The sequence below is a fragment of the Sphingomonas sp. ATCC 31555 genome, assembly GCF_000282895.1.
Lineage (GTDB): Bacteria > Pseudomonadota > Alphaproteobacteria > Sphingomonadales > Sphingomonadaceae > Sphingomonas.
The window spans coordinates 100673-119218 of record NZ_ALBQ01000004.1; the positions used below are offsets into that span (position 1 = coordinate 100673).

General features: G+C 66.9%; 13 protein-coding genes. 10 read left to right on the plus strand and 3 right to left on the minus strand.

The window, feature by feature from the left end; genetic code table 11:
* Nucleotides 1–3 precede the first annotated feature (3 nt).
* From mprF to B215_RS0102125, 10 genes are all read left to right on the plus strand, one after another.
* Nucleotides 4–2595, plus strand: coding sequence for a bifunctional lysylphosphatidylglycerol flippase/synthetase MprF (gene mprF / locus B215_RS0102080; RefSeq protein ID WP_019367970.1), 2592 nt, complete (start codon nucleotides 4–6; stop codon nucleotides 2593–2595).
* Nucleotides 2596–2651: 56 nt separating this feature from the next.
* Nucleotides 2652–3521, plus strand: coding sequence for an NAD(P)-dependent oxidoreductase (locus B215_RS0102085; protein ID WP_019367971.1), 870 nt, complete (start codon nucleotides 2652–2654; stop codon nucleotides 3519–3521).
* Nucleotides 3522–3725: 204 nt separating this feature from the next.
* Nucleotides 3726–3992 (plus strand): DUF6356 family protein, encoded by a 267-nt coding sequence (locus tag B215_RS0102090; RefSeq protein ID WP_019367972.1) that lies wholly within the window; start codon nucleotides 3726–3728, stop codon nucleotides 3990–3992.
* 25 nt (nucleotides 3993–4017) lie between these two features.
* The gene (locus tag B215_RS0102095) at nucleotides 4018–5367 is read left to right on the plus strand and encodes an FAD/NAD(P)-binding protein (protein ID WP_019367973.1); all 1350 of its coding nucleotides are present in this window, start codon (nucleotides 4018–4020) and stop codon (nucleotides 5365–5367) included.
* Nucleotides 5368–5418: 51 nt separating this feature from the next.
* The gene (gene hppD / locus B215_RS0102100; protein WP_019367974.1) at nucleotides 5419–6459 is read left to right on the plus strand and encodes a 4-hydroxyphenylpyruvate dioxygenase; all 1041 of its coding nucleotides are present in this window, start codon (nucleotides 5419–5421) and stop codon (nucleotides 6457–6459) included.
* 123 nt (nucleotides 6460–6582) lie between these two features.
* Nucleotides 6583–7860, plus strand: a complete 1278-nt coding sequence (hmgA, locus tag B215_RS0102105) for a homogentisate 1,2-dioxygenase (protein ID WP_019367975.1) — start codon at nucleotides 6583–6585, stop codon at nucleotides 7858–7860.
* Nucleotides 7861–7886: 26 nt separating this feature from the next.
* Nucleotides 7887–8285 carry a Rieske (2Fe-2S) protein gene (locus tag B215_RS0102110; RefSeq protein ID WP_019367976.1) on the plus strand — a complete coding sequence of 133 codons (399 nt, stop codon included), beginning with the start codon at nucleotides 7887–7889 and terminating at the stop codon, nucleotides 8283–8285.
* Between the two features lie 70 nt (nucleotides 8286–8355).
* Nucleotides 8356–8850, plus strand: coding sequence for a GNAT family N-acetyltransferase (locus tag B215_RS0102115; RefSeq protein WP_019367977.1), 495 nt, complete (start codon nucleotides 8356–8358; stop codon nucleotides 8848–8850).
* A 2-nt stretch (nucleotides 8851–8852) separates the two neighbouring features.
* Nucleotides 8853–9317, plus strand: coding sequence for a MaoC family dehydratase (locus tag B215_RS0102120; RefSeq protein ID WP_019367978.1), 465 nt, complete (start codon nucleotides 8853–8855; stop codon nucleotides 9315–9317).
* A 4-nt stretch (nucleotides 9318–9321) separates the two neighbouring features.
* The gene (locus tag B215_RS0102125) at nucleotides 9322–10539 is read left to right on the plus strand and encodes a flavin monoamine oxidase family protein (RefSeq protein WP_019367979.1); all 1218 of its coding nucleotides are present in this window, start codon (nucleotides 9322–9324) and stop codon (nucleotides 10537–10539) included.
* On the opposite strand, the gene B215_RS0102130 is transcribed toward B215_RS0102125, so the two are convergent.
* The 3 genes from B215_RS0102130 to B215_RS0102140 are packed head-to-tail and all read right to left on the minus strand — an operon-like array spanning nucleotide 10536 to nucleotide 18493.
* The gene (locus B215_RS0102130; RefSeq protein WP_019367980.1) at nucleotides 10536–12002 is read right to left on the minus strand and encodes a flavin-containing monooxygenase; all 1467 of its coding nucleotides are present in this window, start codon (nucleotides 12000–12002) and stop codon (nucleotides 10536–10538) included. The two genes, B215_RS0102125 and B215_RS0102130, sit on opposite strands and share 4 nt — an antisense overlap.
* Before the next feature lie 51 nt (nucleotides 12003–12053).
* Nucleotides 12054–16274: a translocation/assembly module TamB domain-containing protein gene (locus B215_RS0102135; protein WP_019367981.1), complete on the minus strand. Its 4221-nt coding sequence runs from the start codon at nucleotides 16272–16274 to the stop codon at nucleotides 12054–12056.
* Nucleotides 16274–18493: an autotransporter assembly complex protein TamA gene (locus tag B215_RS0102140; RefSeq protein ID WP_019367982.1), complete on the minus strand. Its 2220-nt coding sequence runs from the start codon at nucleotides 18491–18493 to the stop codon at nucleotides 16274–16276. Before B215_RS0102140 ends, B215_RS0102135 begins: the two co-directional genes overlap by 1 nt.
* Between the last annotated feature and the right edge of the window lie 53 nt (nucleotides 18494–18546).

An 18546-nucleotide genomic window follows, 5' to 3' on the forward strand; every position in this document is an offset into this window, starting at 1 on the left:
CAGATGCAGAGTTCAGGAACGGACGCGCCGCGGGATGTGAAGTCGGTGACATCGCGGACCGCGGCGTGGTTCTCGCGGCATCGCCGGGCGCTGCTGATCGCACTGGCGGTAGCGATCACGCTCATCGGGTTCGAAGCGGTCCGCGCCATCCTTGCCGAGGTGCATCTTCGCGACGTGCGCCACGCGCTGCATCAGATCGGCGCGCCGCGGCTCGCGCTCGCGCTCGCGCTCACCACGGCTTCCTATCTGTCGCTTACGCTCTACGACTGGTTCGCAGTGCGCACGATCGGCTATAAGCTGCCGTGGCGCACGGCGGCACTGGCTTCGTTCACCAGCTACACGATCAGCCACAATCTGGGCCTCTCGCTACTTACCGGGGGCACGGCACGGCTGCGGGCCTATCACGCGGCAGGCCTGGACTTCGCCGATGTCGCCCGGGTTACGTTGATCGCCTCCGGCACTTTTTGGGCCGGAGTCCTCGCGGTAACGGCGGCCGCCCTGATGGCGGCATCGCATCCGATTGCCGTGGCGGGGAACCTGTTGCCGGTATGGTTGCTCCACGGCGTCGGCGCGGCGATTGGGCTCGCCATTGCCGGGCTGTTCGTGCTGCGCACCCGGGGGCTGACCATGCTCCGGCTCGGCGCCGCCACGCTGCCCCTGCCGCGCCCGCGGCTAATGGCCGGGCAGATCGGCATCGCCGCGCTCGACCTGGCCTGTGCATCGGGTGCGCTGTTCGTACTGGTGCCGCATGCTGATCCCGCGCTGATCGGCGGGTTCTTCCTTGCCTATGCGCTGGCGATTGTGGTGGCGCTGGTCACGCATGTGCCGGGCGGCATCGGCGTATTCGAAGCGACGATGCTGGCGCTGGTGCCGATTGGCCACAGCGACCTGTTCGCAGCGCTGCTGCTGTACCGGCTGCTCTATTACTTCCTGCCGCTGCTGGTTGCGGGCGTGCTGCTGGCGATGATCGAGGGTCGGCGTCTACGCCACCCGATCGCCGCCGGGCTCAGTGTCGCGCATCGCCTCGGACAGGCGCTGGCGCCACCGCTGCTGGCCCTGCTCGTCTTCGGCGGAGGACTGGTGCTGCTCGTCTCCGGCGCGCTGCCGCCGGCGCACGGGCGGATGCACCCGCTGCATGCGATCCTGCCCCTACCCTTTGTCGAGGCCTCGCACTTCGCTGCCAGCCTGGTGGGCAGCGCCCTGCTGCTAACCGCGCCCGCCGTGCAGGCGCGGCTTAAAAGCGGCTTTCACGCAGCTCGGTTGCTGCTGGTAGCCGGCGCCGCTTTCTCCTTGCTGAAGGGCGTCGATTATGAAGAAGCGACGGTCCTGCTAGTCGTTGCCGCGCTGTTGCAATATGCGCGGCCGGGTTTTTACCGCAGCGCCGGGATCGGATCGGCGCCGGTGGCGCGCTGGTGGTGGGCCGCAGCGCTGATCGCGGTCCTGCTGAGCGCGTGGGCGGGTTTCTTCGCCTATAAGCGTGTGCCCTACACCGACGATCTGTGGTGGGATTTCGCCTGGCGCGGCAATGCCCCTCGTTTCCTGCGCGCCACGCTGGGCGCGACGATGCTGCTGGTCGGCTGGGCCTTTTGGCGGCTGATGTCCGCCTCGCCCCGTATCGTCGGGCAGCAGACGCTAGATGCCGATGTCGCAGCCCGGGCGATCGCGGCCAGCAGCCGGGCCGACGCCATGCTTGCCTTCACCGGCGACAAGGAGTTCCTCGTCTCCGCCTCGGACGACGCCTTCCTGATGTATCGCGTGCAGGGGCGCACATGGGTGGTGATGGGCGACCCCGTCGGGCCGGAGACGGCCTGGTCGGAACTGATCTGGGAAATTCGCCGTCGCTGCGATGCCGCTCACGGCCGGCTTTGCCTGTTCCAGGTGAGCGCTGCGGCACTGCCGCTGGTCGTCGAACTAGGGCTCCAGCCGATGAAATATGGCGAAGAGGCGCTGATCGATCTCCGCCATGGCTATGATCTGAAAGGCGCGGCGTTCAAATCGCTTCGCTATTCGGTAAACCGCGCCACCGCCGAAGGGCTGATATTCGAGGTTCTGCCCGCCGCAGCCGTCCCCGCCGAGCTCCCCGAATTGCAACGGGTCTCCGATGCGTGGTTGGGGGGCAAGCCCGGTGCCGAGAAGCGCTTCAGCCTTGGCGGGTTCGATGCCGACTATCTCGCACGGTTTGACTGCGCGGTGCTGCGCTTGCAGGGAGAGATCGTCGCCTTCGCAAACATCTGGGAGACGCCAAACCGCGAGGAAATGTCGGTCGATCTGATGCGCCATCTGCCAGATACGCCTTATGGCGCGATGGACCTGCTCTTCGTGCGACTGCTGCAATATGGCGCCAGCCAAGGTTTCGAGCGGTTCAACCTTGGAATGGCGCCGCTTTCGGGCCTGAAGCCGGGGCCGCTCGCGCCGATCTGGTCCCGCCTGGGCGCGGCGGTGTACGGACATGGTGAGCGCATCTACGGCTTTTCGGGCCTACGCGCGTTCAAGGCGAAGTTCGCCCCGCAATGGGTGCCGCGCTATATCGGCACATCCCCCGGCGTATCGGCACCGCGCGCGCTCGTAGATGTCGCCATGCTGGTGGGCGGTTAGCCCTTGGGGTCGCCGCGCGGCACACCATATGCTGCGACGCAACCAGGGAGACACGCATGGACCTCGCATTTCTCGGGCTCGGGCAGATGGGCATCGGCATGGCGAGTGCGCTGCTCGATGCCGGCCACACGCTCACTGTCTGGAACCGGACGCCGGAGAAGGCCGCTTCGCTTACCGATCGCGGCGCCCGGCTGGCGCGCACGCCCCGCGAAGCGGCCGACGGTGCCGAAGCGGTGCTGACGATGGTCGCCGACGATGCGGCGCTCGCCATGGTGTTGAACGGATCGGATGGGCTGCTGGCGGGCATGGCGCCTGCCACGCTGCACCTGTCGCACAGCACGATCGCCGTCGCTACCGCGGATCGGCTCGCCACCGCCCATGCAGAGGCCGGACATCGTTTCGTTTCCGCCCCGGTATTCGGCCGGCCACCGGTCGCGGCGCAGGGCAAGCTCGCCATCGTCGCGGCAGGTGCACCCGATGCGATGGAGGCAGCCGAACCGCTCCTCAAGGCGCTGGGTCGCGTCACTTTTCTCATCAGCGATACGCCCTCTGCCGCGAACCTAGTTAAATTGGCTGGCAATTTCATGATCATGGCCACGGTCGAAGCCTATGGCGAGGCGATGTCGCTCGGCGAAAAGGGCGGCGTCGCCCGCGAGAAGATGCTGGAGGTATTCTCGGGCACGATCTTCGACGGCGCGATCCACAAGGTCTATGGCCCGCCGATCGCCGAGCGTCGCCATCGCCCTGCGGGCTTCGCCGCGCCTTTAGGCCTCAAGGACATGCGCCTTGCGGGTGAAGCCGCCGAGGCGGTGGGCGCCAAGCTGCCGCTGCTCGACCTGGTCCGCGCGCATCTCACCGAGACCGTCGCCACAGAAGGCAGCGACGTCGACGTGACCGCGCTCGCTGAGACGATCGCCAAGCTGTGATTTGTCTTCCTCTCCCCTTGTGGGAGAGGGAGGGAGCGCCGCGTAGCGCGCGGAAGGGCGAGGGGGATGGGGAGATGCGGACCCAAGTCCCCCTCACCCTTCCCACTGCCTTCGGCAGCGGGCCCCTTCCCTCTCCCACAAGGGGAGAGGGATTCGGGACAGGATGCCCTTCCCCCCTGCCCCGTTCGCGCGTACAATTCCCACATGAGCACTCGGCTTTTCCTCGCCCATCCGCGCAGCGTCGGCGAAAGCTATGCCGAGCATGCCGCCACGGCGGCGCGGTTCGGCGTCACGATGATGATCGGCGGTGCCGCCTGCATCGTCCATGCGGTGCTGCGCTTCCTGTTCGTCCGCACCGCGAGCGACTCGGTGAAGCGGCTCTACGCCCAGATGAAGGCACGCCAGCCCGCCTTCGCCAAGCAGCAGGCCGCCTTCCGCCAGCCCGAGTGGCAGCTCGACTACGAAATCTGACGCCGGCATCGGGGGAGCCGCAAGCATGATCGAACACGTCGCCATCATCGGCGCGGGCTTTTCGGGCACGCTCCAGGCGATCAACCTCATCCGCCACGAGGGCCCGCGCGCGACGCTGATCGAGCGCGCGCCGGTGGCGGGCACCGGCCTCGCCTATGGCGCCGCCCACCCCTCGCACCTGCTCAACGTCCGCGCCGCGAACATGAGCGCCTTCCCGGATGATCCGGGGCATCTCGTCCGCTGGCTGGAGGCGCGCGGCGTGGAGAACGCCGCCGCCAGTTTCGTGCCGCGCCGGGTGTACGGCGAATATCTCCGCGAGATGCTGGGCGAAGCGCTCGCCCGCTATCCGGACCGCCTGCGCCTCGTCCGCGACGAAGTGGAAGACGTGACCTTCGATGCCGACGGCGCGACGCTCCAGCTGTCGGACGGCACGCTGCGCGCCGATGCCGCGGTGCTCGCGGTCGGCAACCTGCCGCCGCACGATCCGCCGGGGCTGGATCCCGCCACGCTCTCCGCTGAACGCTACAAGGGCGATCCCTGGGACCCGAGCGTCCCCGAAGGCCTGTCCGACAGCGATACGGTGCTGGTGATCGGCACCGGCCTGACCATGGTCGACGTGGCGCTGCTGCTGGAGGCGCGCGGGTTCGGCGGCAGGATCGTCGCGGTGTCGCGCCGCGGCCTGCTACCCCGCCCGCATGGCCCGGGGCAGGACTGGGACAAGATGCGCGAGCGCCCCCGCACCAGAGCCTCCGCGCTGGTCCGCACCGTGCGCGATCGCGCCGAGCAGGTCGGCTGGCGCAACGCGGTCGACGAACTCCGCCCCTTCACCCAGCCGATTTGGGCCAATGCCAGCGAGGACGAGCGCGCGCGATTTCTCCGCCATCTCCGTCCGTGGTGGGATGTCCACCGCCACCGCCTGGCCCCGGAGGTCCATGCCCGGCTCCAGGCGCTGGTCGATCGCGGCCAGTTGGCGGTGCGCGCCGCCAAGACTTTGGGCTTCGTGGAAGGTCCGGTGGGCATCGCCGTCACCCTCCGCCCGCGCGGGCAGGATGCGCCCGAGACGATCCTCGCCCAGCGCATCGTCAACTGCACCGGCCCGCTTGGCGACCTCGCCCGGTCGCGCGAGCCGTTGCTCCAGCGGCTCGCCGCCCGCAGCGTGATCCGTCCGGACACCGCACATATCGGCATCGACGTCGACAATCAGGGCCAGACCATCGCCGCCGACGGCACCGCCAACGCCAATCTCTACGCGCTCGGCCCGATGACCCGCGGTGCCTTCTGGGAGATCGTTGCGGTGCCCGATATCCGCACCCAGACCTGGGCGGTGGCCCGCCGCCTCTCCAATGCGCACTGGGTCGGCGGCGAGGGTCTGTGACGAACTGGTAACATTTGACACTAAATCGGGAAGTGAGGTATCAGGTCCGCTATGACCGATACCGCCAATCCGCTCGGCCTCAACGGCTTCGAGTTCGTCGAGTTCACCTCGCCCGATCCGGACGCGATGGCGCGCCAGTTCGAGCAGCTGGGCTTCGTCCCCACCCACCGCCATCCGCGCAAGAACATCACGCGCTACAAGCAGGGCCGCATCAACATGATGCTCAACCGCGACGATGCCGGCCGCGTCGCCGCCTTCCGCGGCGAGCATGGGCCCTCGGCCAGCGCGATGGCGTTCCGCGTCGCGGACCCGAAAAAGGCGATGGAATGGGCGCTCGCCCATGGCGGCAAGCCCACGGACGAGGACGACACCGTCATCCAGGGCATCGGCGGTTCCTACCTCTATTTCATCCAGGACGGCAGCGACCTCTATGCCGACTGGGCCGAGTTCCCGGGCTGGCGCGAGGCGGAGGCGCAGAACAGCGTCGGGCTCGACCTGCTCGACCACCTCACCCACAATGTCCGCCGCGGGCAGATGCGCGTGTGGAGCGAATTCTACCGCACGCTCTTCGGCTTCGAGGAGCAGAAATATTTCGACATCAAGGGCAAGGCTACCGGCCTGTTCAGCCAGGCGATGATCGCGCCCGACAAGGCGATCCGCATCCCGCTCAACGAGAGCCAGGACGACGCCAGCCAGATCGAGGAATTCCTCCGCGAATATAACGGCGAAGGCATCCAGCACCTCGCGCTGACCACCGACGACATCTACGACACGGTCGAGCGCCTGCGTGCCCGCGGCGTGCGGCTGCAGGACACGATCGAGACCTATTACGAGCTGATCGACAAGCGCGTCCCCGGGCACGGTGAGGATGTCGAGCGGCTGCGCAAGAACCGCATCCTGATCGACGGCTCGGTGGAGAACAACGAGGGCATCCTGCTCCAGATCTTCACCGAGACGATGTTCGGGCCGATCTTCTTCGAGATCATCCAGCGCAAGGGCAATGAAGGCTTCGGCAACGGCAATTTCCAGGCGCTGTTCGAGAGCATCGAGCTCGACCAGATCCGCCGCGGCGTGATCAAGGTCGACGCCTGACAGGTTCGGAGAGGGAGAGAGCCGGGGTGCCGCCGCAGCAACAGCTTGGCATACCCCGGCCCCACCGAACGCCCCATCCCCCTCCTGATCCTAAAGGGGAGACGCGCTGGAGAGGACGAGCCCGTGACTACCTATTTCCCCGGCTTCGGCAATCATGTCTCCACCGAGGCCGTGCCCGGCGCGCTGCCGATCGGCCGCAACAGCCCGCAGCGGCCGCCCTATGGCCTCTATGCCGAGCAGCTTTCCGGCACCGCCTTCACCGCGCCGCGCGCCGAGAACCGGCGCTCCTGGCTCTACCGGCTGCGCCCCAGCGCCGAGCACCCGCCCTACCGGCCCTATGAGGCCGCCCCGCTGTTCTCGCCCCACACCCCAGCCAAGCCGCTCGCCCCCAATCGCCTGCGCTGGGACCCGATCCCCGCCCCCACCGCGCCGATCGACTGGATCGACGGCATGGAAACGATGCTCGACACCCGCGATCCCGCCGATCTGGAAGGCGTGGTCGTCCACCGCTACGCCGCCAATCGCGACATGGACGCGCGTGCGTTCGTCGATGCCGACGGCGAACTGCTGTTCATCCCCCAGGCCGGGGCGCTCACGCTGCTGACCGAGCTCGGCCGGATCGACATCGCCCCCGGCCACATCGCCGTGATCCCGCGCGGCATCCGCTTCCGCGTGCTGCTGCCCGACGGCACCGCTTCCGGCTATGTCGCCGAGAATTACGGCGCGCCCTTCCGCCTCCCCGATCTCGGACCTATCGGTGCCAACGGCCTCGCCAATCCGCGCGACTTCGAGACGCCCGCCGCCTGGTTCGAGGACCGCGACACACCGTTCGAGCTTGTGCAGAAGTGGTTGGCAAATCTGTGGATAACCACCCTGCCCCAAAGCCCGCTCGACGTGGTGGCGTGGCACGGCAACCTCGCGCCCTATCGCTACGATCTCGCCCGGTTCAACACGATGAACACGGTGAGCTTCGACCATCCCGATCCGTCGATCTTCACCGTGCTCACCTCGCCCAGCACCGTCGCCGGCCGCGCCAACGCCGATTTCGTGATCTTCCCGCCGCGCTGGATGGTCGCCGAGGACACCTTCCGCCCGCCCTGGTTCCACCGCAACGTGATGAGCGAGGCCATGGGGCTGATCCACGGCGCCTATGACGCCAAGGCGGAGGGTTTCGCGCCGGGCGGGCTGTCGCTCCACAACCTGATGGCAGGCCACGGCCCCGACGTCGCCAGCTGGCGCGGCGCGACCGAGGCGACCCTCAAGCCGCACAAGATCGAGGGCACCTTGGCCTTCATGGTCGAGACTTGCTGGCCCTATCGTCCGACCGAGCACGCGCTCACACATGCGCAGCCCGATTACGACTCCGTATGGGAAGGCTTCCCGAAGGCGCAGCTGCCATGAACCTCGTCCGCTGGACGCGGTGCTGAATGGAGCGCCTCACCGCCACCCCAGCCGGCGTGCAGCTCGGCCCGATCGAGCTGATCCCGGACAATGCCGCACGCAACTTCGTCCTGGAAATGCGCGCGGGCCGCTTCCACGGCTTCATCGTGCGGCGCGGCGACAACGTCTTCGGCTTTGTCGATCGCTGCGCCCATGTGCCAGTGCCGCTCGCCCAGCAGCTAGATGGCTATCTCACGCCGGACGGCACGCACATCCAGTGCAGCTGGCATGGCGCCCTGTACCGTATCGAGGACGGACGCTGCGTCGGTGGCCCTTGCACGGGATCGCAACTGCTCGCATGGCCCGTGGCCGTCCGCGAGGGCATGCTCGTCACCATTGCTCCCCCGGTGGAGCCCGGCGAAACTGTACCAGCTTCGGTCATTTGAGCCTTTCACAAGGCTTGCGTCGACTGGCCCGTACCCGGATAGGACAGTACAGGGCGACGATCGCGTCGCGATGGAAAAGGACGAGCGAGCGCCGATGCCGAGCATGATCTTCCGGGACGCGTCCGCGGCAGACCTGCCGGCGCTGATCGCGCTACTGGATGACGACGATCTCAGCCGCGGGCGCGAGGATTCCTCGCTACCGCTCGACGCGCGCTATCTCGCTGCGTTCGCCGCAGTGGAAAGCGACCCCAACCAGCGACTGATCGTCGCCGAACAGGACGGCACGATCGTGGGCACGATGCAGCTTAGCTTCCTCCCCGGTATCGCGTTCCGCGGCGCTTGGCGTGGCCAGATCGAAGCGGTGCGCATCGCCGCCCCCGTTCGCGGGGCCGGTCTGGGCAGCCAGATGATCGAGTGGGCGGTCGAACGGTGCCGCGAGCGCGGATGCCGCATGGTCCAGTTGATATCGATGCAGACGCGCACCGGGGCGCACCGCTTCTACGAACGGCTGGGCTGGTCCAAGAGTCATTACGGCTTCAAGCGCGCAATCGAGCAGAAGGATTGAGCATGGCCGGCAAATTCTTCGACGAATGGCAGCTAGGCGACCGCATCGACCATGCGCTGCGTCGCACCGTGACCGAGACGGACAATCTGCTGTTCACCACCCTAACCCACAACACCCAGCCGCTGCACCTGGATGCCGAGGCGGCGCGTGCTTCGGAATTCGGGCAGATCCTGGTCAACGGCACCTACACGTTCAGCCTAATGATCGGCATTACCGTCGGTGACACCACCGCAGGCTCGCTGGTTGCGAACCTCGGCTATGACAAGCTGGTTATGCCGAAGCCTGTGTTCCTAGGAGATACGCTGCGCGCCAGTTCCGAAGTGATCGAGCTGCGCCCCTCGCGCTCGCGGCCGGGCCAGGGCATCGTGACCTGGCGGCACCAGATGCACAACCAGCGCGACGAACTGGTCTGCGAATGTCTCCGTTCGGCGCTGCTCCGCAGCCGCGCCGGCGGAGCGGCGTTATAACGACATGCGCGACGTCGACGTTCTGGTAATCGGTGGCGGCGCGGCCGGCATTGGCGCGGCCCGTACCCTTGCGGATGCCGGCGTCGACGTGCTGCTGATCGAGGCCGATGCCCGGCTGGGCGGCCGCGCCCGTACCGAGCATATCGCCGGTATGGCGCTGGATATCGGTGCAGGCTGGCTGCATTCGGCGGAGCACAATCCGTGGGTGGAGCTTGCCGCCCTGCACGGCTTCGCGATCGATCGCACCTTGCCGCGCTGGCGCGAGCAATGGCGTCAACTTGGTTTCTCGAAGGCCGAACAGAAAGCTGCGGCCAAGGCGTTCGGCGATTTCGAAGCCCGGCTGCGCCTCGACCCGCCGCCGGGCGACCGGGCCGGCGCCGCGCTGCCGCCGGGCACATCGTGGAGCAGCTGGATCGATACGATCAGCGGCTTCGTCAACGGAACCGCCACCACCAAGCTTTCGATTGCCGACTACCTCGCCTATGACGACGCCGCGACGGAGACGGACTGGCGCGTTCCAGCCGGCTACGGCGCGCTGGTCACCGCGCTTGCTGCCGGCCTGCGCACCGCGCTGGCAACGCCGGTGACGGCGCTCGATCGCTCGGGCACACGGCTGACGATCGAAACGCCACGCGGCACCCTCAGCGCGGGCAGCGCCATCCTTACGATTTCCACCGATGTGTTGGCCCGCGGCGCCATCAGCCTCACCGGGCACGACGAGATCCTCCATGCCGCCGCCGCGCTGCCGCTCGGCCTGGCGGACAAGCTGTTCCTCGCGATCGGCCAGGGCGAAGACGAGCTGGAGCCGAACGCCCACCTGCTCGGCGATCCGCGCAACGCGATCACCGGCACCTATACGCTGCGCCCTTTTGGTCGCCCCGTGATCGAGTGCATGTTTGGGGGTGAAGGTGCTCGCGAGATGGCCGAACGTGGGCTCCAGGGCGCCGCCGACTTCGCGGTGGAGGAATTGTGCGCGCTGCTCGGCGGGCAATGGCGACGCCGCCTAACGCTGCTGGCCGGATCCGCCTGGAGTCGCGAGACGCATATTCTCGGCGGCTATAGCCATGCCCTGCCCGGCCGTGCCGATGCCCGAGCTGTCCTCTCCACACCGATCGATCCGCGCATCCGGTTCGCCGGGGAAGCCTGTTCGCGCACCGAATTCTCGACCGTGCACGGCGCCTACAAAAGCGGCGTCGCCGCAGCACGCGCGCTCATCGGCTAGGCAACGCGCCGCCGCGCCGGTTCGGGGTTCGAAAAGACTAGCTCGTCGTCGATCCGGCCGAAGCGCAGGGCCAGCAGATCGCGGGTATAACTTTGATGCACGCGCCAAGGCTTGCGGTGGCCCTGCCGGGGCAGTTCCTTCGCAACCCGCTGGATGTAGCTGGAGGTGAAATCCAGAAAAGGCTGAGGCTGAACCGCCACCTGCGGCTCGGGCGTTACCTGGCGCATGCCGCGCCGCGCCATGCGGTTGAGCAGCCGGGCGACATGCTCGGCGGTCAGGTCCGCCTTCAGGGTCCAGCTGGCGTTGGTATAGCCGAAAGCGATGGCGAAGTTCGGCACGCCGGAAAACATCATGCCTTTGTAGGTCAGTCGATCGGACCAGGTGACCACGTCGCCGTCCACCGTCACGGGGATTCCTCCCATCAACTGCACCTCCAAGCCCGTCGCGGTGACGATCAGGTCGGCGGGTAGCAGGTCGCCCGATTCCAGCGCGACCCCTTCGGGCGTAAACCGAGCGATGCGATCGGTGACGACATCCGCCCTACCGTCGCGGATTGCGGCGAACAGGTCGGCGTCCGGTACCAGGCACAGCCGCTGGTCCCACGGGTCGTAGCGAGGCGTGAAATGGGTCGCGACGTCATAGCCATGGCCTAGTTCGCAGCGGACCATGTCCACCAGCCGTTCCTTCGCCTTTTCAGGATGCTTTCGCGCGATCCGATAGAAATACTGTCCCACCAACACATTCTTCCAGCGCGTTAGCATATAGGCCATCTTGCCGGGCAAGCGCCGGCGCAGCCAATTGGCGATGCCGTCTTCCGAAGGCCGCGCGACGATATAGGTCGGAGATCGCTGCAGCATGGTCACGTGCGCCGCCTGCTTGGCGAGTTCCGGCACCAGTGTCACCGCTGTGGCGCCGCTGCCCACTACAACGACGCGCTTGTCGGCATAGTCGATGTCCGGCGTCCAGAATTGAGGGTGCACGATCCGCCCACGGAATTCCGCTTGGCCGGCAAACGCCGGCATGTGGCCGCGAGCGTAATTGTAATAGCCGGAACACAGAAACAGGAAGCTGCAGCTGAACTGACGTGTTCGCCCGTCGGCCTCCACCGTCACCGTCCACAACGCCTCGTCACTGGACCAATCGGCCGCGATCACGCGATGGCGATAGCGGATGTGCCGGTCGATCCCGAACTCGCGTGCGGTATCTTCCAGATAGCGCAGAATGGCATCGCCATTGGCGATCGCCTTCGCCTCGGTCCAGGGCCGGAAGGAAAAACCGAGTGTGAACATGTCGGAATCGGAGCGGATCCCCGGATAGCGGAACAGGTCCCACGTTCCGCCAAGACGCTCCCGCCCTTCCAAGATCGCATAGGTCCGCCCGGGGCATTGGGTCTGCAGATGATAGCCAGCCCCTATCCCGGAAATTCCCGCGCCCACGACAAGTATGTCGAAATGCTCGCGCATCTACCGCCTCTCCTGACGGTATCGTCGCATGCCTTGTCATGTCGCGCTACCTCAATAATCACGAGAGTAGCGCAGGCTTGCTCCCGATCCGCCGAAGGAACTGGTCTGCGACAATGCACTCAGCGCCCGGGAAAGCGAAATCTCTAGCTGCGTCGCTGTGAAACCGCGGGCATCGGTGATGATCTCGATGTAGATATCGTTGGTGATATACTTGCCCGCGGCAAGTGAGGTCCCGCGGCCCGTCGTATCGTCGGCGCCGAGCACGCGCAACCGATCGATACCCGTTGCCGATTTCAGCTGGCCGAGCGGATTGAGCCCGCCGCCGCTACCGCGCAGCGAGTTCAGCGCCGCCGCCAACTGGATCGCCTCCGTGGCGGAAAGATTGGTCACGTTCGTGCCGAAGAACAGGCGCGACAGCACTTCGTCCTGCGGCAGCGCAGGATTGGACGTGAATGCGATCTGCGGCTTTTGCGCGGTTCCGGTGATGTTGAGGATCGCGGTGACGCCTTCCGCCGTGGTGCTGGCGGAGATGTCGATCGTCGGATTAGTCAGTTCCGCGCCCTGAAAACGGATGATACCCTTGCTCAGGTCGAACCGGCGGCTGGCGAAGCTATAGGTGCCGCGCACGACTTCCATCGTTCCGCGGACCTGCGGGTTGATCGTCGTGCCGCCGATGGTGATCCGCGCCTGCCATTCGGATTCCAGGCCCATGCCGCTCAGCATCAGCCGGTTATCGGCATGCACCAGGATGTTCAGGTCGAAATTGGCGAAGGCACGCGCCGGCTTGGGTGCACGCGCCTGCTGCGCCGGATCCAAGTCGCCCTTCCGCCGGACCCCGGTCAGTTCCGAGATCTCGGCCGCGCCCTGACGGATTATCTGGTAATTGGCTTGGGGGATGGAAATGTCGCCCTCGATCTTCTGCACGCCGGCGCCCTTGGTGACCGTCAGCGATCCGCTCGCGGTCGCCCCAAGCGATTCGCTCCGCGCCAGGCGCGCATCGGCGAGCTTGACATTGATCGCCATCGGGAAACCCTCTGCGGATGAAAGGCCCACCCGGCCGCTCGCGCTCACGGTGCCGTCCCCGGCACGCGCGCTTGCCTGGTTGAGGACGAAAGCGTCGTTGGAGAACTGCCCGTCGATCTTCAGATTGGCGAGGCGCGTGCCCGTCGTTTCGTTGTCGTAGGTCAGGTTGTCGGCGCGCACCAGGCCGTTCAGCTGCGGTCGATCAACGCGGCCGGAGAAGTCGGCAGCGATTCCGATCGGGCCGGTGAGCTGCTGGTTCGGCAGCCCGGCAAAGGCGAAGGGCAGCGCGGACGGGCCATTATAGCGGATGCCGCCGGAAAGCGGCGCTGCCATCAGCCGCTGCGTCCAACTACCCGCGCTCGGGCCGAGCGGCCGCAGCGTCGCGACCACGCGGCCGATCGTGGCATCGCCCTTTCGGATCAGCGCCCGCGCGTCGCCGCCATCCGGCAGCAGCCGGGCCAGCAGGCTGACATGCACCGGCGTCGAAACCCGCGCGAGGCTCGATCGGGTCAGGTCGTCGATCTCAAGCCGGACATCGGCGCTCGGGAACGTATCTGCATCCGGCTGAGCGAAGTCCAGGCTGCCGGACGCGGTGCCGCCCATGCCCAGATCGGGCACGAAGGCGTTGATGATCGCCAGGTCCATCCGGTCGAGCCGCGCCTGGACGGCCATGCCGTCGCCATATCGCCCCGCGATCCGCACGCTGCCCTGGTCGAAGTCGATCCGCGTCGGCAACAGCCGATATCGCCCATCGTTCACCGCGACCTGCATCGCATTCGGTGTGCGGAAGCGGATGCCGCTCGCCTGCCCCTGCAACGTCAGCAGCCACTGCTTGGGCGTCATTCGTCCGTTCACCGCGATGTCGAACGGCACACCGGACGATCCCGTCGCAACCGCCTGCACCGATCCGTTGCCGCCACGATAGTCGATCTTGGCGCGTGCCGTCTTCAGCAGGAACTCGCCGCGCTTCAGGTTGGCGATCTGCACATCCGCTAGGATCTGCGGCTGCTCCGCCAGCACGATGCTGCCAGTGGCAATGGCGCGGCCGATGGAGAACTCCGCGACGCCCGGTATGCTCGCGTTGAAAGCTGCGGCGCGCAGGTCCGCGCGCTGAAGATCGCCTTCTGCGCCCAGCGTCGCCACGCCATCGACACCCGATCCCTGGAAGCGCAACTGTCCTGCAAAGGGCCCAGTCGGCGTGGCTTGCACCTGGCCTACGATGTTCATGCCCGCAAAGCGGGCCGCGCGCACGTCGATTGCCAGCGCGCGGCCGGTGCGCACCAGCACATCGGCGTTGAACGGCCCGTAATTGCTCTCGCCAGTGGCGGTGACGGCATAGGCGTCGCCGCGCCCGCTCACCCGCGCCTCAACCTTGGCAAGGCCCACGCCCAACCCCGGCTTTTCGGCCCGCAAGAGGAGCTGCGGCGCTGCCAGCGTGCCGGTCACGCGCGCGCTGAGCGGGCCATATCGGGTCGATACGGCCTCGGCGGTCAGCCGGATCGGTCCGGCCGGATCATAGGTGCCCGATCCGCGCAGCACCCGGAATTGAGGTGCCCGCATTCGCACCTCGCTGATACCGATCACGCCGCGCGGATCCAGGTTCAGCCGCGCCGACGCGACGGTGTTCCCGCCCAAAAAGTTGCGCACGCCTTCGTTGAACAGTGTGCGGCTGCGCCCCGCCACACGGCCGCGAATGCCCCAGCCGCCGCCGGGCGCGGTATAGAGTTCCGCATCGGTGTTAAGGTCGACCACGCCGACCCCATCAATCCGATACTGGTTGATCCGGCCCTTGATCGCACCGGCGTAGCGGCCGCGCGCCATGTCGGCGGCGACAATGGCAGTCGCGTCCACCTTGTCCGAACGAAGCCGGAGATTGTCGGACAGGATACGTCCGCCCGAGATGGCTAGGTCGCCGTTGATCGACACGTTAGTAACGAGCCCGCCGGCGGCGGCATTCAAGCCCGCAATGCGCTTCGCGCTTGCGCGCACGGGGATCAGGATCCGGTCGGAATTCACCCTGGCCTGGCCCTCCGCCACCAGCCCCTCGACCACCGTCTCGCCGAAGCCGATCGCGCCCGCGGAGAGCTTGTAATCCACCATCGGCGTGGCGAACGCTCCATCCAGTGCCAGGGCGGCGCGCACTGCTCGCCCATTCAGCTGCGGCGCGATCGAGCCGGGCTTGATCAGCAGCGCGTCGACGCGCACGTTGCGGAATTGGTTGTTGCCGAGGTCGACGAGCCCGCTCGCCTCTGCCGAAAGCGCGTCCGAGCGTAGCTTCACCACGCCGTTCGCCGTCCGGTCCGCCCATCGGAAATCGGTATCCAGCTGCAGACCCGGCGCCGTCAGCCGCTCCACTGGCCCCGCCAGATACAGGCCCGGATGCGTCATGCCGCGGATTTGGAAGCGACCATTGTCTGCGGCAATCGTTAGATTGGCGAAATTCGCACCGCCCAGCGTGGCAAGGCCGCGCCCGCGCCATTGCTTCCAGTCACCGCTGCCTTGCACCGTCGCACGCAGCGGCGCCTGCAGCTTGGCGAGACTGGCGACCAGACCTGCCGCCGGCGCGTCGAGCCGAAGATCGATGCGAAGCCGGTTCGCCGCCGGCACCGCGTCCAATGTTAGGTTCAGCCGGTCGCCGCCCGCTACGCCGCGCGCCGCGATCGTGCCGGCATCGGCGCGGATCTGTGCCCGTCCGTCCGAAAGATGGGCCGATCCACGCAGCCGCGCGATGTGCCGCTGCCCGCTCACGCCCGGGCCGATGTCGACCCGGACGACCTCCAGCCGGGCGATATCGATGTTCAGATCCGGGAGCAGCGGCGCGTTCGGATCGCCCGACGGTTTCAATTCGGGCAGCCGCGCCAGCCGCACCTCGGGACTGGTAAGGCTGCGGATGTCAATCCGGTTGTTGGCATAGGCGAACGGCCGCCAGTCCAGCCGGATCTCCTGCGCGGTAGCGAACACGCCCTTTGCATCGCGCACACGCACATCGCGCAGCACCATCGCGCCATAGATCGATCCATCGATCCGCCCGATGCGAAAACCGAGGCCGGAAGCGAGTTGCAGGCGGCTGAGCTGGTCTGCGATCAGTCGGCGCCCCGGCTGGGTATCGAGCCCCAGCAGCGCCAGCCCCACCACCGCGGCGAGCGACACCGCGCCGACGACAACCCACTGCACGACGCGCAGCCAGATGGGCTTGCCCGGTCGCACTGCGGATGCCGGTTTCTCGCCTTCAGGCAATGCGTCCACCATCAGAAGGCCTGCCCGATCGAGATATAGAGTGCGATCTTTGGTTCGTTCCGCTTGCGTGCGATCGGCGTCGCCACATCGATTCGCAGCGGGCCGAAGTTGGTGTAAAGCCGACCACCGATGCCCGCGCCGAAGCGCAGATTGCGCCCCGTCGGCATAACGCCTTCATAGACCTGTCCCGCATCGACAAACGGGACGATGCCGTAGTTGCCGAAGCGATAGCGCGCCTCGATGCCGAATTCGTTAAACGATCGGCCGCCCACCGGCCGGTCGTCTGGCGATCGCGGGCCGAGCTGCTGATAGCCGAAGCCACGCACCGATCCGCCGCCCCCGCTGTAGTAGCGCCGTGACGGCGGCAGTTCGTCGCGCAAGACGCCGTTGATCGATCCCGCACGCGCGCGCCCGGCGATTACTATGTTGCGGGTGACGGGATAATAGCCGGTCACCTCGACCATCGTCCGCACATAGGGCCGCACCGATCCGCGCACCGACGTTTCAGCGCTCGCATTGGCCTTGATGCGATAGCCGCGGGTGGGATTCAGCAGGTCGTCGGACGTGTCATAGCCAAGGAACGTAGGAATTGCCGCGATCAGCCAGGTGCCGCGGTCGCGCTTCCCCAGGTCGAAATTGTACCGGTCCTCGTTCGAACCCACCAGTTCCGCGCCGTAGTAATAGGTCCAGCGCTTTTGCCAGATCGGCGTCGAATCGCGCGAGATCCGCCCCGACAGCGTCGTGGTATAGGATTCGAATGCTTCGTAGTTCGCGTGATTGAGCGAGGCGATCAGCAACAGCGTGCGATCGCGCTTGCCGGCATTCGATCTGCGGAAGGTGGTCGTCAGCGCCTGTTCTTGAGTACCCAAGATGCTGCTCACGGTCAGCGCGCCTTCGGGCGGGAACAGGTTGCGGTGAGTCCAGCTCGCCTGCAGCTTGATGCCCTGTCCGGTGCTGTAGCCCAGTTCGCCAGCCAGCGTGCGCGGCTTTCCCGCCACTTGGGTGACGAGCAGATCTACCTTCTCAGTGCCGTCGGGGCCGGGCTCGCCTGTCCGCTTCGGCTCCACCGCGACGGTGGAGAACAGCCCAGTCGCGATCAGCGCCTGCCGCAAATCGTCCACCCGCCGGCTGTCATAGATCGCCCCCTCACGATAGCGGCGGAAGATATTGACGTGCTCGGCATCGAACACCGGCCGCGCCCCGCCCGTCTGGATCGCCCCGAAGCTGGCGCGCGGCCCAAGGGTAACCGGCAACGTATAGTCGCCGGTATGCGTCGTCTCGTCGAGCAGGATGTCACGCTGGCCGACCTCCACAAACGGATATCCCTGCTGCGGCAGCCGCAGCGAGACGTTCGCCTCGGCGCCCATCACGCGATCCGCTTGGATCGGATCGCCCGGGTTCAAATTCAGCTCGCGGTCGAGCAGGCCGAACGGAACGGTCTGGTCGCTCTCGATGCGGATCGTGCCCAACCGGTACAGCGTCCCCGGGCTTGCCGTGATCGTCGCGCGCAGATTGCCCGAATTAGGCGGCACCTGTTCGAGCAGCGACGAGGCGGCGCCGTCGTAATAGCCGAGTGACCGCATCAGCCGGAGCGCGAGCTTTTCGTCCTCGCGCGCGCGCGCAGCGACCATGGCGGCGTTGGCGGCCTTGCCCTTGCCGTTGGATAGGGCGGAGAGATTGTCGAACGAATCTTCCAGCCGCAGCTTGTCGAGCCCCGTCACTACCGTGGTGTAGCGAATAGCCGGCGCCTCTTCGGAATCGTCTTCCGCCGGGGCTGCGGAGGGATCGACCTTGAATTCGGCTAACGATGGCAGTGGCGCTTCCATCTCAGCGGGAACCGGCCCCACTGGCGCGAGCCCCTGATTCTGGCTGGGCGCGGGCGCCTGATCCCCCGCGGGCACGGGCGCCGGACTCTGCTGGGTCGGCGCTGCAGGCTGCACAGCGTTGGGCTGCACGGGCGGGGCTGCGGGTTTATCGAACCTCTGGATCGGCTCCAGCGGCGCATTGATGTCGTCGCTCAGCTTGGGCAGCGCCTTTTCGAATGCCGCGTCGGGAACGATCGGCTCTTGGGCGTCAGGGGCCGGATCGCGCGCAGCATCGCCGCCGGGCAGCGCCTGCCCCGGCGCGCCCTGGCCCGGCTTGGCATCGCTGATCTGCGCCTGGGCCAGTGCCGGAATGAAACTCGCCCCGGCGAGCGCGGCGATCCAAACCGCCCGAACCCCTATTACCACGCGCCTCCTTCGGGAGCCGTGATCGATTCCGGCCCACTTGAATCCGTAACGGT

What these genes read in the sequence shown, in the direction of transcription:
- B215_RS0102110 (WP_019367976.1), top strand. Translation starts at nt 7,887, where the DNA reads ATGGAGCGCCTCACCGCCACCCCAGCCGGCGTGCAGCTCGGCCCGATC.
- B215_RS0102135 (WP_019367981.1), bottom strand. Translation starts at nt 16,274, where the DNA reads ATGGTGGACGCATTGCCTGAAGGCGAGAAACCGGCATCCGCAGTGCGA.
- B215_RS0102090 (WP_019367972.1), top strand. Translation starts at nt 3,726, where the DNA reads ATGAGCACTCGGCTTTTCCTCGCCCATCCGCGCAGCGTCGGCGAAAGC.
- B215_RS0102125 (WP_019367979.1), top strand. Translation starts at nt 9,322, where the DNA reads ATGCGCGACGTCGACGTTCTGGTAATCGGTGGCGGCGCGGCCGGCATT.
- mprF (WP_019367970.1), top strand. Translation starts at nt 4, where the DNA reads ATGCAGAGTTCAGGAACGGACGCGCCGCGGGATGTGAAGTCGGTGACA.
- B215_RS0102130 (WP_019367980.1), bottom strand. Translation starts at nt 12,002, where the DNA reads ATGCGCGAGCATTTCGACATACTTGTCGTGGGCGCGGGAATTTCCGGG.
- B215_RS0102095 (WP_019367973.1), top strand. Translation starts at nt 4,018, where the DNA reads ATGATCGAACACGTCGCCATCATCGGCGCGGGCTTTTCGGGCACGCTC.
- B215_RS0102120 (WP_019367978.1), top strand. Translation starts at nt 8,853, where the DNA reads ATGGCCGGCAAATTCTTCGACGAATGGCAGCTAGGCGACCGCATCGAC.
- hppD (WP_019367974.1), top strand. Translation starts at nt 5,419, where the DNA reads ATGACCGATACCGCCAATCCGCTCGGCCTCAACGGCTTCGAGTTCGTC.
- B215_RS0102085 (WP_019367971.1), top strand. Translation starts at nt 2,652, where the DNA reads ATGGACCTCGCATTTCTCGGGCTCGGGCAGATGGGCATCGGCATGGCG.
- B215_RS0102115 (WP_019367977.1), top strand. Translation starts at nt 8,356, where the DNA reads ATGGAAAAGGACGAGCGAGCGCCGATGCCGAGCATGATCTTCCGGGAC.